We start from the raw sequence: 15503 nt of genomic DNA on the forward strand, positions 1-15503 counted from the left end.
AGATCAACACGCCCTAGTGATGTCATCGTGCGAACTTGACGCCAAATGTAGTAGAAAATACCTAACATCATCAGCATGCTTGGGATGGCGATTGCTGGGTAGCTGTAAAGTGTCAGCTTGCCAAGTTCTTCATTAAAGGCAGCGGTGCCAGCAGGGCTAGTCACAATCCAAGTCGCTAGGAAGTAGTTCATAGCTGAAGAAAATGCGAAAGTACTCGCGAATAGGTAGTTGGATGTCATTAGACAACGATCAAACTTTGCTTGGTTACCGAACTGCTTTAGGCGCTCTTCAATAAGAGAGATATTTAACAGGGCCGGTGTGAAGATAACTTTCTGGATAAACGGGTAGCGGGTGAAGGTAGAGCCAAGAACCGCCAAACCAATTAGACCAGGGATTAATGCTTCTTTTAGTGCTAACCAACGAGTGTCTAGCTCAAAGAAACCAATACCGCCCGTTAATAGCACGCTGACGAAGCCAAGCGCCGCTATGAAGTTGAACTTCTTGTTGCGGATCAACTCCATGCCACCGTAAGCAATAGGGAAGGCTAGTGCGACAAGTAATGCTAAGCCTGTTCCGAGAAGCTCATCTCCACTGAACTTCATTAAAATGAATGAAGGAAGAAAGACGTTAAACACGACTTCGAAAAGAGGACTCGATTTTTTGTTTTCTGTGTTACTCATAATTTCTAAATACATTATGTTATGGATTTATTCTCAGGGATTGTTGTTTACCTCGCCCAAGATGTAAAGCCTTAAGGCGTCATGCTGTGTAACGACATGTGACATCAACGACATCTCTGAGCCTATATAACGCTCAATTTAATACTTTGTGAGGGATGTTTATCTGGTCGACTTGGGGAAATCGAGTGGAAATTTTGGTTTAGTTTATTCAAACCTAATTCAGTTTATTGCGTTGTCGCGTACTCTTACTCACATTCACCGCTCTCAAACGATTGATGAATGTGAAATGAGGGAGAATAGAAAGGAATAGTTATAAGTCCATTATTGGTCGAAAAGTAGGTTAAAGCTTAAAGGGATTTGGTCGGAAATCGCTAATCCACCCACGGTCGCTGAAAGTTTGTTTAGATTCTCTGTCGATATCCCAAAATCAGCGCCGTTGACGATGATTGTCGAAGCTGAGCTAACCATGACAAACCCTGAGGATGGAACCACCACAACTGGGAAATCGATCGTTTTGGTTACGCCGTGTAAAGTAACTTCCGCTGCTACTGTTGTTCTTTTTGGATCACCAGATAGCATCGACGGTTCAACCTTCCCAGAGATCTTCACTTCAGGAAAAGTCATCGATTCAAAGTAGAGTTCATTCAGTCTCTGGTCACGAATAGCGACTCCGGTGCTCACGCTTTTCAAGTCCAATACTATTGAAAACTAACCCTCTTCGGTAAGTCCTCCAGACATAGGTTTGATGGATGCGGGCTCGACAATAAACTGCTTTTTAATGGTCGCGAATGTGATGTTCGATAACTTCGGATCTAATGTGTAGCCCGACTCCGCGAAAGATTGAGCGGAGATAGCGGTGCATAGGAGGCCGAATGTAGAGATTAGTTTTTTCATAAGTTGTCACCAGATTGATGAATTCACAGGTTTACGTTCTTGAGTTGTACGTTTTTAAAATGACTTTTTGGAAAGAGTGATTGAGAGAAGCTTAGTTCAGCATTCGAAAAATTACCGCAGGAAAAGAAGAGCGTCGCTGTATTACTGGAATCATGATCGACGAAGTGACTTGTTTAATTTTGGCTATGTTATAACATAACCAAAATTACTCTTGCCAAGAATAATTATTCTGTTGGTAAAAGGGAAGCGATGAGCATGTATCAAGGAGACGACGTAATGAATGTCGTGTTAACCAAGCCTTTGGCAACCAATAACAACCAGCCACTCAACATTAGTTCAGCTGTGAGTATTCAGGATAAGGCAAATCACAAGCCAAGCTCGAGTGCTTCTGAGCAGCCAACGGTATTAGCGGATATCTACCAAAGTGATATTAATATAGCGGTATGGCAGCGACAGTTTGATGAAGGCTTAACGACGGCAATTAGTGAATTTATCGCCTTGAATCCAAACTTTAGTAAGTCTGTTAGCGTGTCACCTGAAAATGCTTTCGATAAGTTGGAATTTGCCACCGATGGCACCGCCTCTAAAGCGCTGTTAGAAAACATGGCAGAGCTGGTGGATATGTTCTGTTGTTTGTTTGAGCTTGAAGAAGTCGGGTTACGTTTAGCCGTTCTGAATAAAGCGATGTGCCCACGTTTCCATTTTGATCAAGTGCCTTGCCGCTTGGTGACAACTTATCATGGTGTTGCGACTCAATGGTTGCCAAACGACTTAGTCGACCGTTCTAAGCTAGGGCGAGGGGCTAACGGACACCCAGATTCAGAGTCCGGCTTATACAATCATGAGTCAGATATCTAACAACTGTCGACTGGTGATGTGGCATTACTAAAAGGGGAGCGCTGGAGTGGCAACGAAAATGCGGGTCTTGTGCATCGTTCACCAGTCACTTCATCTGACGAGACACGATTGCTGTTAACGTTGGACTTTGGTTGATCAACTTTTGACTATTTAGTCCGCAACCTGTTTCTATTTAGACGTTCAACACATTTAAATACCTTCCTAATGAGCTAACGGTATAGCGCGATCTGTACCGTTATTACTCTCAAACAGAGACACTCATCAGCTGACCTTGATTAGCACATTAATTCAAAATTTAGAGTTTACCATTCTCTAAATCAATGGGTTACGATGCGTGCACTTACTCACATATATCAATATTTCAGTTCATCATCGGTTTCTTAATTTATTTTAAAGCGTAAAATATATCCCGCTTGCAAACCTCTTTGGCAACCAATTTGTTCGCCACGGTTTTTTACTTCCACATTATAGGTTTCCTATGTTCAAGAAACTCTCGCTTAAAAATAAACTGGCGATTTCAGCCAGTATGGCCATTATCCTGGGGGGGATTTTGGTCGAGGCATTGTCTTTTCGTGCTTCACTGCAAAGGTTGGATACAGAAGTTGAACAGCGTTTAGAAGGCGCATCGGCTTCTTACAATCAATATGTATCGGATTGGATCTTATCCAAAGAGCGTGCGCTTACTTCTCTTTCGAAAGAATCCAAACAAGAAAGCTTGGTGACTCACCTAAAACAGGTTCGTGATTCAGCCTCTTTTGATAATGTCTTCTTGGCGTTTCCAGACGGTTCGCAAAAGAACGCAAACGGAGTGGTATTGCCGCCGGGCAATGATGACCCACGTCTATGGGGTTGGTACACCAACGCGGTAGCAAACCCTAGTAAGGTGTTCATGGATAATCCAACCGTTGCAGCTGCAACTGGGGCGAATGTTGTGTCGCTGGGTACTGCCATGCAATTACATGGTCAACAGGTTGTGTTAGGCGCGGATGTTGAAATTACCGACATTCTTAATAGCCTAGAGCAAGTGATTCTTCCGGGTGAAGGTTACATGTTCATCGCGACCAATAAAGGCACGGTTTATACGCACCCTGACACCAAGTTACTGAACAGAAATATCAGCTCACTTGGGTTAGATTTTGCGGACGTACAAAAGGCGCTGACTAGCGGTAAAGACACTTCTATCGAGTTGAACGGCAGCGACTATGTTCTGTACGCACGTGCGATTGATGGAACGAGCCTGATTACTGTGAGCGTTGTTAACCATGACTCTCTGGTTGCGCCACTATTTGATGCAGTGATTGGTCAAGTGTTGGTGACGCTACTTGTGGTGATCGTATGTACCATACTGTTTAACCTGCTGTGTACGATTCTATTCCGCCCGTTGAACCACGTTTCTCAAGCACTGGCGCAAATCGCGAATGGTAGTGGTGATTTAACTCAACGCATTCATGTTGAAAACCAAGATGAAGTGGGCGAGTTGGCTCATAACTTCAATACCTTTGTTGGAAGCTTACAGCAGTTGATTGGCCATATCCGTGGGCAGTCAGAACAGCTAAACAGCCAGTCAGAGCAAAGTGCTCAGCGTGCGAACCGTTCGGTGGATGAGCTTAATCATCAGCAGCAAGAAATCACTATGGTCGCGACGGCCGTAACTGAAATGGCGAGCGCCACGCAAGAGATAGCATCGCATGCCGAGCAAACAGCAAAAGCGGCGCAAGATTCAGCGACAAGTACTAACAGTGGTCACGCTCTGGTTGTGGATACCAAAGGTTCTATCAATAACCTAGCCAATGAAGTGAACGAAGCAGGTAATGTGATCAGCGAGCTAAACAAGCACGCTCAAGAGATCTCGACCGTACTCGCAACGATTCAAGGTATTGCAGAACAAACCAACTTACTTGCTTTGAATGCAGCGATTGAAGCGGCTCGTGCTGGTGAACAAGGTCGTGGATTTGCTGTGGTAGCGGATGAAGTACGTGTGCTTTCACAGCGTACCCACTCTTCAACGGAAGAGATCAAATCAACAATTGATATCCTGCAGCGTACAACGGCGCAAGCGGTTGAGCTGATGGAGAGCAGTTCTAAGTTGGCAATACATTCAGTAGAAGATGCCGATCGAGCTTCGCATGCGCTTGAAGAGATCAATACTGCAGTTGCTTTGATCAGCGATATGGCGACTCAAATCGCGACGGCTGCTGAAGAGCAAACACATGTGACGGGTGAAATTACCCAGAACGTGACGACCATTAAAGATGTTACCGACCACTTAGTTGTGGGCGCACAGGACAGCTTAACTGAGTCGAACGAACTTAAGAGCCAAGCCGCTGGCTTAAGTGACAAAGTGGCGACTTTTAAGCTTGCTTAACTGGTTCGCTCACTGATGCCTGAGCAGTGAGTGCACGTTAAGCAATAAGCCAAAGCGACGTAGATTACGTCGCTTTTTTTGTGTCTGTGAACAATCGAATTCTTTACTAATCCGCTTCAGAAAATTCTCTAAGCGCACTCATTGCGGCTTCAGCTTTGTCTTTCTGAACGAAGATATGGTCGTGATAAAAGCCAGCAATCACGTTGGCGCTAATGCCGTAAGAACCAAGCTTGGTGGCAAAAGCTGCTGTTAATCCAACCGCTTCAAGACTGGAATGTACCGACAATGTAATCAGGCTAAATACACCGTCGAAGTTTAGCTGAGCTTTGGTCGCAACGTCTTCTTCCAGAACCAGCGTTAAACCTTCTTTCTCACGAAAAGTTGAGATTGGATTGAGCTGAACATAGTCTGTTAACGCTCCGTCGACAGTACAGAAAACATAGTTGCCTTCAATGAGTTCTGGTGACATGGACTTTAACAAAATGTCTAAATCGGTAATGGCAGTCATAGTCAGTTTCCCTGCGTTAATAAGCTAATTGATGATGTATGCAGTCACGATAGAAGCAACTGACAGTTAAGTAAAATTAATGATTTTAATTCTGCATCAGTTTTACTAATGGCAAGTTTTCCTCCTTAGTGATGGCATCGTACTTCTACCAACTTGTCGATTGTTCCATCTCGTCAGATAAATGGTCGATAAAGGCTCTTAACAGCGGTGTGACTTGTTTACGCGTTCCATAAATAGCATGAACACCGAGCGTTTTAGGTTGCCATTCAGAAAGCAGTGGCACTAATAGACCATCACGCATCAAGGTTTCCACTGAAGGGAAGGGCAGTAAACAGATACCGTTGCCTTTGAGTGTGGCAGAAAGCAGAACCTCTGAGGTGTTTGCACTGATATTCCCTTTAATCGGAACCGATTCGAGCCCATTGGGGCCATTGAACGTCCAAGCGGTTTTGCCAAAGTAACTGAACGATAAACAGTTGTGGTGCGCTAGATCTTGGGCTTCTGTGGGTGTGCCTTTCTCTTTTAGATATTGAGGCGATGCGCAAATCACGGAGCGGCATTCACCGATCTGCTTCGCGACAATATTGGGCGTCAGTTCGTTGGTTATGCGAATGGCCAAATCGATGCGTGACTCAACCAGGTTGACGGTCTGATCAGTCGAGATAATGTCGATAGAAACCTCTGGCCATTTGGCGATGAAGCGACTAATTGATTCCATCAAGAAGCTATCGACAATCGAGTAGCTCGCAGTAATACGCAGCTGACCTTTTAAATGCTCTCGGTTTTGGTTTCTGATCCCAGCTAGGGATGTTTCCAGTGCCAAAAGTTCTCTGGCGACCTCAAGTGTTTCTTTACCTGCGCTGGTTAAACTCAAGCTTCGTGTTGTTCTGTGAAGCAAGCGTGTGTCCATCCATGTTTCTAACTCACCCAAATAACGAGTGACCTTGGTTCGTGAGAGATCAAGGTGCTCTGCCGCTGCGCTCAAACTGCCACGTTCCACTATGGTGACAAAGACATTCATTGCCTCGAGTTTATCCATTGTTTTATTGCCTAGAGAATTAAACCGACCTCAGTATATGTCCGAAAACTGCAATAGTTAAAGTCAATTTGATATCTATTTCATCTAAAAACAATCAAATAAGATGTTTGGACATTCAACGAGTTGGCAGGTGTTCAACTCCAAGTATCGGAATAAAGCCATGAATACGTTATCGAAAAACCTGTTATCAAAAAGCATGCTTTTAGGAACCATAAGCCTAGGAACCGTGCTGGCATCAAGTGTTGCTTTAGCTGTGGATCTGAACATCACTCACTATAACCCCGGTGAGAACGCGATATTCCCTGCAAGCTCGGTATTGGTTTCGGGTGAGAAAGAAGTGATTCTATTTGACGCACAATTCAGTGTCGCAGACGGACAAAATTTGGTGGAGCAAATCAAAGCCACAGGCAAAAAATTATCGATGGTTTACATCAGCAGCGGCGACCCAGATTACTACTTTGGTTTGGAACCGATAGTTTCGGCATTTCCTAACGTTAAAGTCGTTGCCAGTGAAGCCGTTGTCGCGCATATCAAACGCACCAAAGATGCAAAGCTTGAATACTGGGGGCCTATATTAGAAGGCAACGCGCCCTCTAAGGTGATTGTTCCAATGGTGATGAACGACACAACATTAAGCATCGAAGGTGAAACCATCGAAGTGAAAGAGATAAATACACACCAAGCTTACCTATGGGTTCCGTCTGAAAAAACGGTGTTTGGTGGCGTGTCGGTGTATAGCGGTGTGCATGTATGGATGGCAGATACTGCATCGAAAGAGATTCGTAGCCAGTGGTCACAATCGTTGGAGCGTATGAAAGCACTAGAGCCAGAGGTTGTAATTCCGGGTCACTATTTAGGTGAAATGCCAACAGGAATAAATGCAGTTCACTTCACGAAGGATTATGTGGCTGATATTGAAAAAGCGTTGGCGAGCAAAAGTAATCCAACATCGGTCGAGATCAGTGATTACATGAAGAAAGCCTACCCGAAATTTGAGGCTACGGAAGGCGATTTAGAACTTGGCGCGAAAGTGCTAAGCGGCGAAATGGCTTGGCACTAGAGTTGATTATCTCGGTTGTGTCCCAGAACAGTCTGAAGATTGTATGCTAGATTTATTGGTGATACACAACTGGAGATATCGATGATCTGGCTTTCAGTGAAAGTACTACAGATTGGACTTGTCTATAGATACAGGAAGTATCAAAAAACGAAAAGAGCTCCAGCTTAGGAGCTCTTTTTTTGTTTCGGAGAGACGACTTTCTATTTCAAGTGAGAAAGAAAATCAGCATTTACCCGGTTTACAGTTAGTAGTCAGATTAGCCTAGTAGCCAGATCCGCCCTGCAACTCAATATCACCAATAAGCGAAAGTATGTTGAAAATAGAACCCATTACTCCTCACATCGGCGCTCGTATTCACGAACTAGAGCTTTCTACATGCAGTGCTGATGAACTCGATAAGGTGTATCAGGCACTTATTGCCCATCAAGTGATCTTTCTCGACGGGCAGACTTTGTCTCCAGAACAACACTTGATGATTGCACAGCGCTTTGGAACGTTAGAACCTGCACATCCTTTCTTCCCTCGCGTGGAAAGTGCGCCACAGGTGAGTGTGATTGAAACAACCCGTGGCAATGCGCCAAAGGAAAGTTATTGGCATACCGACTTAACGTGGCGCAGCTTGCCGTCGAAAGCTTCCCTGTTGCATGCTCAACACATTCCAAGCATTGGTGGTGACACTATCTGGTGTTCTATGACTGCGGTTTTTGAATCTCTACATGAAGATATGAAAGCTAAGTTGAGAGGGTTGTCGGCGACTCATTCGCTTGTGGCCTTTGAAGGTATAGAATCAGAAGACATTGATCTCGATTGGCACAAATCCTTGATTAAAACAGCACAGGAGAATCCGCCAGTGGTTCACTCTGTTGTTCAAGTTCATCCTGAAACGGATAAAGAAACGCTCTGTATCAATGAACAGTTTACTCGTTATATCAACGAACTCGACCGCAAAGAGAGTGATGTTTTACTCAGCCAACTGTTTGAAATTGCGAGACGCCCTGAGTTTCAAGTTCGTTTCAAATGGAACAACGGCTCAATGGCGATCTGGGATAACAGGGTAACGCAACATTACGCAGTGATAGATTACGGGGATACTCCAAGAAAAATGCATCGAGTAACAGTGACATAGCGGTAAGCTGAACACAGTTATCAAAAGAACACCGCGCATGCCCATCCCTGAACCAAGCACTCGTACTTAAATTTAAGCGTCAGCAGGGTGCATCATTCATCTACGCTTAATAATAAAAACAAATGCGTTGGTACATATTTGATTGAAACCTCACTGCTCGGACGTGATGTGTAATATAATCGGCGCCAAAATATAAGTATAAAAACCAAATCATAGAATTAATAAACGTCAGGGCTTAGAGAGCAAAGTATTTCGTATGAACGCGATTCGTAAAGTTTACCAGTACGCAGAACCGAATTTAACCCTCGTGGGTTGGATGGGCTTTGTCGGCTTCCCAATTTACTACATTGTGTGGGAGTTTTTGTTCCCGCAACCCTACGAAAACTTAGCGCTTCGCCTGTTTTGCTCGGTATTGTTCTTTGGCATTATATTTCGCAATCGCGTCCCATTTGAATGGCGAAAATACCTTCCGGCTTATTATCAAGTTGCCGTAACTATCTGTTTGCCAGGTTTCTTCTTCTACATGCTGCTAATGAATAATTGGTCCAACGTTTGGGTTATGTCATTCATGTCGGCTATTTTCCTCCATATTTTATTGGTGCACGTGACGAGAGTGATGTTTGCACAAACCTTTGCCGGTATTGGGATTGCCACCTTATGCGCTTGGGTAGCACAAGGCTTCTACCTAGAACTCACAATGGATTGGACGCATGTGCCAATCTTTTTGTTTATCTACTTATTCGGCAACTTGTTCTACTTCCGCAATCAGGTGGAACATGAAAACAAGGTGTCATTGGCGAAGTCTTTTGGTGCGGGTATTGCCCATGAGATGCGAAACCCTCTAAGCGGATTACTTACCTCTATTGATGTCATGCAGTCCATATTGCCGAACCCTAAAAGTGGCGATCAAAAAGGGCAATATGCGTTAAGCAATGAAGAAGTGATTCAGTTGCGTGAAGTGGGCGATGAAGCGATGGAGATCATTCATTCCGGTAACGAAACGATAGATCTGTTACTGACTTCAATTGATGAAAACCGAGTCTCTCGATCTACGTTTAAGAAGCATTCAGCGCAAGCGGTGGTTGAGGATGCGATAGACAGTTTCAATTACAAGCGCTCTGCTGATAAATCAGCAATCTCTTTAGACGTACAGAGTAACTTTGATTTCTTGGGTAGCGACACTTTGTTGAAGTACGTGATGTATAACTTGTTCAAGAACGCATTCCACCATCGCAGCCCTGAAGATTTTCATATTCATGTCACCATGTGTAGTGATGAAGTGGCCAATCAAATAATGGTTACCGATAACGGATCAGGCATCTCAAATGATGTGATTCGACGCATTTTTCAGGACTTTTATACTACTGGCCAATCGGGTAATTACGGCTTAGGTTTGCCATTTTGTCAGAAGGTAATGCGCTCGTTTGGTGGTGAAATTAAATGTCAGTCTGAAGTGGATCAATGGACACAGTTCACGATGACTTTTCCGTCTTTGTCTTCCCATTCGGTGAAAGAAATCAAGAATGAACTGACTAAACTTAAGACTGTGCTAATGGTGAGTGACCAGAAAGTTCTCACCAATAAAATGACTGAGGTAGCCCGTTTTATGGGGTTTGAGCTCACGGTGTTGGATGTAGCATCAGCGCTTAAAAATAAGGAATACCAGTTCGAATTCGACTTGATATTCGTTGACATGGAGAGCTTGGATTTAAGAGCCAATTGCCTCGATAAGATTGAATCTTTACTTTCATTCACTGAAGCTCGAATCATCTATTTGTATGAACATCACCCAATTAAACGTGTCCGAAACGTTGCTTTTGAACCTATTTGGGTGGAAACACAAGTTTGGCTACTGAATACCAAGGCGACCATCGAACGCTTACTTTTCGACTCCAACTATGTGATGCCATCAGTTTCTGTAAAACCGTTAGAGGCTACCAATAAGCGCACGATCATGGTGGTCGATGATAACGAATCTCTGCGCCGATTTACCGCAATGTTATTGGAAAAACAGGGCTTTGATGTTGTGCAAAAAGAAGACGGACAACAAGCCTTAGATGCGCTTGATACCGACGAAATCGACTTGATCCTAATGGATATTGAAATGCCAATCATGGACGGTGTTGAAGCTTCTCGCCGAATTCGCAGTGCCGACAAAGAATACTCTTCGGTGCCGATTATTGCTCACACGGGTGACAGTTCTCCCGTTACTTTGGAAAAGATGGAATCATCAGGCATGTCGGACTTTATTGTTAAACCTGCCGATAAAAACCGACTGTTTGATAAAATTGCTCACTGGATTTAGCGGGTGTAATAGTCTGAAGTTCACGGCCATTGGGTAGACATAGATACAAGAAAGAGCTCAGCGAATGGCTGGGCTCTTTTTGTATCGCGACATGATAGCGTCCATTCAGTCCTGCCGTTGGTGTTGGTTATAAATATGGTTTGAACAAGGTTACACGAACTCTAACTCGGGGTGATGGTACGCTTCGTGACAAACCGTGAGCACATGGTCAATGTCTCTTGGCGTCATGTCGGCATTCACTGAAAAACGGATGATGTTTTTGTTCTTGCCAGTCGCAGGGCGGCAGAATACTGCACCGAACACATCACGCTGTTCTAGGAAGTCACGCACACGTTCAGTGTTTCTTTCATTGCCGCACTCTAGCGCTACAATTTGAGACTCACTGCGGATATTAAAGCCAATTCGCTTTAGCCCCGTAGTCAGCGATTTTGCCCGATTGAATAAGGCTTCTCGTTTGTCTTCCGCACCTTTGATCACCTCCAACGTTTTCTCTAAACGAACCACCTCTTGTGGTAACACCGTCGAGCTAAAAATCGCAGGGTACGCGACAAACGGCAAGGTTCTAGACAGTTGTTTAGGACCAAGGATTGCCCCGGCGCGATAAGCAAAGGTTTTTGCCAAGCTAACGGTGATGAAGTCTACTTGGTTGGTGAGCCCTAATGCTTGTACTAAGCCTGCACCATTTTCTCCATGTGTACCCAGTGAATGGGATTCATCAACGACGACCGCACAATCAAACTCTTGCGCCATTTCGTAGATGTCGCGTAGTGGGGCAATGGTGCCTATTGTGCTGTAAACAGAGTCGACAACAATGACGCCTGAGCCGTGGCGCTCTAACTGTTTGCGTAGGTGATTCATATTGTTATGCATAAACGGATGGGCAACTGCGCCGGCAGCGCGAATGCCTTCCCAGAGTGACATGTGTGCAAGGAAATCAATATACACAGGTGTCCCCGGTGGGCAGATGGTTTGCAATAGCCCAATATTGGCCGCCCAGCCTGATTGAGAAAGCAAACAGCTCTCCATTCCGACATAGTTAGCGAGTTCTGTTTCAAATGCGGGTTTAGACTGCTCATTTTGTAAGAAAATCGCAGACATCACCACGTTGTCATCGTGCTCACAGATCGCCGCTTGATGGGCTTGTTGGATCTGTTTGTTGTGTGACAGCGCTAGGTAATCATTGCTCTGCATCACAACGGAATTACGCTGGGGGCGTTTACCCAATACTAAATGCTTCTGGCTTTGGTTCTGGGTAATCAGGTCTTGAATATAGAAGTTCAAGCGTTCTTCGATAAAGGAAGGTAGTGGTTTGTTTTTTGTTTTATCACTCATAATAGTTCTCTTCAAATACAGGAAAACGCCAGCGCTGACGGCTGTATATTGACGATAAAAAGTGATGTGTCATTAGCCAAGTTGCATAATTTTGTGGGTGCTTGCAAACTCAGCATTTAAGGGTTTTGAGGCGAGTGGGTTTCCTTACGGTTCGGGGCTTTACCCGAATTAAGATAGGAATAATAGCCTTCTTTTTTATGACAAAAGGCTATTAGAATTCGGCATTCGAAGGCATTTAAAAAAGCGGATTTTGAAAGGCTACTTGCTACTTGCTACGTGCTGTTAGCTGTGAATATGGATAAGCTCGATTAAGGCATCCAATTGCTGCTTGGCTCCACCCTCTAACGAATACCCAATATTGATGCGTAAGCAATTGCTGTAAAGGTCGAGAGTGCTGAACAGGTGTCCAAGCCTAATATCAATGTTCTTCTCGGTAATGCCCTGAGCAAAGGCTGACTGGTTCAAGCTTGGGATTTGCAGCCAAAGCACCATGCCACCTTGTGGATTACTTATCTTCACATCTTGAGGAAGGTGCTGAGCCAAATAACTTAGGTATTGTTGGCGCAAAGACAAGATCTGAGTGCATCTTCTCCTCACGTGCTTAGCGTATTGGCCAGATCCAATAAAGTCAGCAGCCGCAAGCTGAGTGGGCAGGGCAACGCCGTAGCTCGCAGCTGAGAACTGAGCCTTGTATTCGTTGATAAACCTGCCCGGCAAGCACCATCCCAAACGGTAACTCGGTGACAAACTTTTCGATACTGATCCACACCATAAGACAAAACCGCCTTTGTCGTAGTATTTCGCGGGGAGCGGCGTGTGTGAGGAGTAGGACAGTTCCAGATACACATCATCTTCAATGATCGGCACTCGATAGTGATTCGCTAATTCAGCCAGTTTCTGCTTTTGAGTGGCTGACATGTTGATCCCTTGAGGGTTCATATGAGAGGTACAAAAGATCGCGGCATCGACTTGTTTATTTTTCAAATGCGCTTCCAGTTGTTGCAAGTCGACACCATCATCTAGAGACGGGATCTCGATGATTTTTCGCGACATTTGTCCGAGCAATTCCAGAATACCGTTGAAACATGGCGAGCTAATAGCGATGGTGTCGCCTTCTTTAGTGCAAGATTCAAGTGCGGCCTTAATCGCAGACATACAGCCAGCCGTAATCACCATCTCTTCAGGTGAAAAGTGCACATCGAGCTTGGCAAAATGAGTGGATAATGCCTGTCGTAAAATCGGCTCACCTTGTGTATCTGGGTAATGGTTAAGCCTGTTGCTCATACGCCTAATAGCGCGACGAAAACTTCGTTCCAGTTCAACGATCGACTGCTCATCATTAGTGGTGCTCGAAACCCCTAAAGGCCCATTGATTGAGTTGTGAGTCGATGAGGTTTGCCTAACGCTGGACACCTTACTCTCAAACTGTGCCCACTCTGGGGTTGAGTGAGCAGGTTTATGAGGAGAAACAAAATATCCCGCTTGCGGTCGAGAATGAATCCAACCTTGTGATTCCAGTTTTTGGTAGCAGCTCACCACGGTCGACATGCTGATCGCCTGTTGCTTGGCGCTACTTAGTCAGTTATGGCTTTGTGTTCGGTGTGGGTATCTGGGGTATGGCTTCATGGTCGATCACTGCTGGTTTATCGTCTGGGCTTTCATCGGTCTTGCTTTCAACCAACGTATTAATCGGCATGGCGGTAGGCGTGTGGTTGTTCAAGGAGAGTGCTTCTATTCGTAAATTATTGGGTGCGATGCGAGCTATGTGTGCATTGGCGGTATTGGTATCTGCAGCTACGGGTAATGTCACCGTTAATGGCGTGATCTTGATTATGATTGCGGCGTGCAGTTGGACCTTGATGGGCGTGATTGTTAAGGCATCGAAAACCACTCAAGCTTTTGCGTTCAATGTCTGGGGGATGCTGTTTGCTCCAGTGCCATTTGCCGTGATGTTACACGGTGACCAAATAATCTGGCAGGGCATCGAACAATGGGATTGGAACACGACGATTGCGGTGCTGTTTCAAGCTTACCCAACCACGCTATTTGGTTATTGGGTATGGAATAAGCTGCTAATCCAATACCCGTTAAGTACGACCGCGCCGTTAACCTTGTTAGTGCCTATCTTCGCATTGATTAGCGGTTACTTTATGTATGATGAGGTGCTGTCTGTGGCTCAGGTTGTTGCATCAATACTGTTTCTTGTCGGGATTGGTTTGATTGTGAAACCTGCGAATGTAACGAATACCAAAGCGACACAAACACTTGCTGAACAAAAATGATTGAAGAAAGCTGATATTGCATGAGCAGCTTTGAATGACAAATAAGACCTCGCACTTGTGAGGTCTTATTCTATGTCGAAGAAGTGAAGTTATTTAAATAACCAACTTACTAAGCAATCAACTAACCATACACGCAAGTAACTGGCTCTCAAGATCATATTCTATTTCTAGACCGATCATTTCTATTCTGATTTCGATACACTCATCGAGTTCTGATTCCGTCAAGCCATCCTCTGTTAAGTTGTAACCGAAAACCTCAAAAGAACATAGGCTTTTATAAGTGAATTCGAATTAAATTCTGAAATGATACAAATCTTATATTTAATAACGCTTATTTAGTAACCTTTGTTGAGTCCCATATCAAATCAAGTGGCTGATTTTATTGGGTATCGGAGAAAAGTCTCAAAAATTATTATTTAGTTCGCTAAAGTTTTAAATTCTATTAATGGTTGTTTGTATGGGGTATAACTCCATTTCGCTACTGTTGAGTAGATGGTTTTTAGCTATATATGTGAAATTTGAAGCGAGTTATCTTTCTGATTTGAAAGAATAATTAAATAGTTAAGATAAAAAAGTTGGCGAAAATCAGAAGCTTGGCATACACTTTCCTTGTAAATGACCTTATCTCATTGATTGAATAGGGTAAATGCTTTGGCGCTACTGGCGATGGTAGCAATGTTTAACATAGCTTTGAGGAAAGTTTTATGGCACTCACGAAGGCCGATTTGGCTGAGAACCTGTTTGAGACACTCGGATACAGCAAGCGGGATGCCAAGGAAACGGTGGAAGTGTTTTTCGAAGAAGTTCGTAAAGCGCTCGAAAATGGCGAACAGGTAAAACTGTCTGGTTTTGGTAATTTTGATCTTCGCGAGAAAAACGAGCGACCTGGTCGTAACCCGAAAACTGGTGAAGACATTCCAATTTCTGCTCGACGTGTTGTTACTTTTAGACCGGGACAAAAACTAAAGGCCCGTGTCGAAAATATTAAAATCGAGAAGTAGCCAAGCAATAGACCACGCCTAGCGTGGTCTTTTTGTATCTGCATAGAGTTTAA

At 44.2% G+C, this 15503-nt stretch carries 9 protein-coding genes and 5 pseudogenes; 7 read left to right on the plus strand and 7 right to left on the minus strand.

The features are described from left to right. Positions 1–680: VC0807 family protein (locus AB4274_RS17515; RefSeq protein ID WP_372112747.1), on the minus strand; the 680-nt coding region annotated here is incomplete at its 3' end. Between the two features lie 321 nt (positions 681–1001). Next, positions 1002–1574: pseudogene (locus AB4274_RS17520) on the minus strand (YceI family protein). A 276-nt stretch (positions 1575–1850) separates the two neighbouring features. On the opposite strand from AB4274_RS17520, the pseudogene AB4274_RS17525 reads away from it, so the two are divergent. Beyond that, positions 1851–2567, plus strand: a pseudogene (locus tag AB4274_RS17525) (DUF1826 domain-containing protein). A 343-nt stretch (positions 2568–2910) separates the two neighbouring features. Next, complete coding sequence (locus AB4274_RS17530; protein WP_372112749.1) at positions 2911–4797, plus strand: methyl-accepting chemotaxis protein; 1887 nt, start codon at positions 2911–2913, stop codon at positions 4795–4797. Between the two features lie 106 nt (positions 4798–4903). Here the strand turns inward: AB4274_RS17530 and AB4274_RS17535 are convergent, their stop codons facing one another. After that, on the minus strand, positions 4904–5305 hold the full coding sequence (locus AB4274_RS17535; protein ID WP_136982154.1) for an ACT domain-containing protein: 402 nt from the start codon (positions 5303–5305) through the stop codon (positions 4904–4906). Between the two features lie 145 nt (positions 5306–5450). Beyond that, positions 5451–6344: a LysR family transcriptional regulator gene (locus AB4274_RS17540; RefSeq protein WP_017059121.1), complete on the minus strand. Its 894-nt coding sequence runs from the start codon at positions 6342–6344 to the stop codon at positions 5451–5453. A gap of 160 nt (positions 6345–6504) precedes the next feature. Here AB4274_RS17540 and AB4274_RS17545 point away from each other — a divergent pair, with 160 nt between their 5' ends. The 3 genes from AB4274_RS17545 to AB4274_RS17555 all read left to right on the plus strand — a co-directional run bounded on the left by AB4274_RS17545 (position 6505) and on the right by AB4274_RS17555 (position 10835). Continuing rightward, on the plus strand, positions 6505–7404 hold the full coding sequence (locus tag AB4274_RS17545; protein ID WP_017059122.1) for a Vmh family MBL fold metallo-hydrolase: 900 nt from the start codon (positions 6505–6507) through the stop codon (positions 7402–7404). 310 nt (positions 7405–7714) lie between these two features. Next, on the plus strand, positions 7715–8530 hold the full coding sequence (locus tag AB4274_RS17550) for a TauD/TfdA dioxygenase family protein (protein ID WP_372112751.1): 816 nt from the start codon (positions 7715–7717) through the stop codon (positions 8528–8530). Positions 8531–8786: 256 nt separating this feature from the next. After that, positions 8787–10835, plus strand: coding sequence for a response regulator (locus AB4274_RS17555; protein WP_372112753.1), 2049 nt, complete (start codon positions 8787–8789; stop codon positions 10833–10835). A 150-nt stretch (positions 10836–10985) separates the two neighbouring features. Here the strand turns inward: AB4274_RS17555 and cqsA are convergent, their stop codons facing one another. Together cqsA and AB4274_RS17565 are read right to left on the minus strand one after the other, a co-directional pair. After that, positions 10986–12167: an alpha-hydroxyketone-type quorum-sensing autoinducer synthase gene (gene cqsA, locus AB4274_RS17560; RefSeq protein WP_372112755.1), complete on the minus strand. Its 1182-nt coding sequence runs from the start codon at positions 12165–12167 to the stop codon at positions 10986–10988. 282 nt (positions 12168–12449) lie between these two features. Further along, positions 12450–13736, minus strand: a pseudogene (locus tag AB4274_RS17565) (PLP-dependent aminotransferase family protein); the annotation flags it as partial. On the opposite strand from AB4274_RS17565, the pseudogene AB4274_RS17570 reads away from it, so the two are divergent. Next, a pseudogene (locus AB4274_RS17570) lies at positions 13727–14449 on the plus strand (DMT family transporter); the annotation flags it as partial. The pseudogenes AB4274_RS17565 and AB4274_RS17570 overlap by 10 nt on opposite strands. 117 nt (positions 14450–14566) lie before the next feature. Here the strand turns inward: AB4274_RS17570 and AB4274_RS17575 are convergent. Next, positions 14567–14704: pseudogene (locus AB4274_RS17575) on the minus strand (GTP-binding protein); the annotation flags it as partial. A 449-nt stretch (positions 14705–15153) separates the two neighbouring features. Here AB4274_RS17575 and ihfA point away from each other — a divergent pair. Then, on the plus strand, positions 15154–15450 hold the full coding sequence (gene ihfA, locus AB4274_RS17580; protein ID WP_004734853.1) for an integration host factor subunit alpha: 297 nt from the start codon (positions 15154–15156) through the stop codon (positions 15448–15450). Positions 15451–15503: the final 53 nt, after the last annotated feature.

Origin of the sequence: Vibrio sp. 10N.261.55.A10 (assembly GCF_041470825.1) — a bacterium.
GTDB classification, from domain to species: domain Bacteria; phylum Pseudomonadota; class Gammaproteobacteria; order Enterobacterales; family Vibrionaceae; genus Vibrio; species Vibrio crassostreae_C.

Excerpts from the sequence above, each read along its gene's own strand:
- AB4274_RS17530 (WP_372112749.1), top strand. The coding sequence starts at position 2,911 with ATGTTCAAGAAACTCTCGCTTAAAAATAAACTGGCGATTTCAGCCAGT.
- cqsA (WP_372112755.1), bottom strand. The coding sequence starts at position 12,167 with ATGAGTGATAAAACAAAAAACAAACCACTACCTTCCTTTATCGAAGAA.
- AB4274_RS17555 (WP_372112753.1), top strand. The coding sequence starts at position 8,787 with ATGAACGCGATTCGTAAAGTTTACCAGTACGCAGAACCGAATTTAACC.
- AB4274_RS17540 (WP_017059121.1), bottom strand. The coding sequence starts at position 6,344 with ATGGATAAACTCGAGGCAATGAATGTCTTTGTCACCATAGTGGAACGT.
- AB4274_RS17535 (WP_136982154.1), bottom strand. The coding sequence starts at position 5,305 with ATGACTGCCATTACCGATTTAGACATTTTGTTAAAGTCCATGTCACCA.
- AB4274_RS17550 (WP_372112751.1), top strand. The coding sequence starts at position 7,715 with ATGTTGAAAATAGAACCCATTACTCCTCACATCGGCGCTCGTATTCAC.
- ihfA (WP_004734853.1), top strand. The coding sequence starts at position 15,154 with ATGGCACTCACGAAGGCCGATTTGGCTGAGAACCTGTTTGAGACACTC.
- AB4274_RS17545 (WP_017059122.1), top strand. The coding sequence starts at position 6,505 with ATGAATACGTTATCGAAAAACCTGTTATCAAAAAGCATGCTTTTAGGA.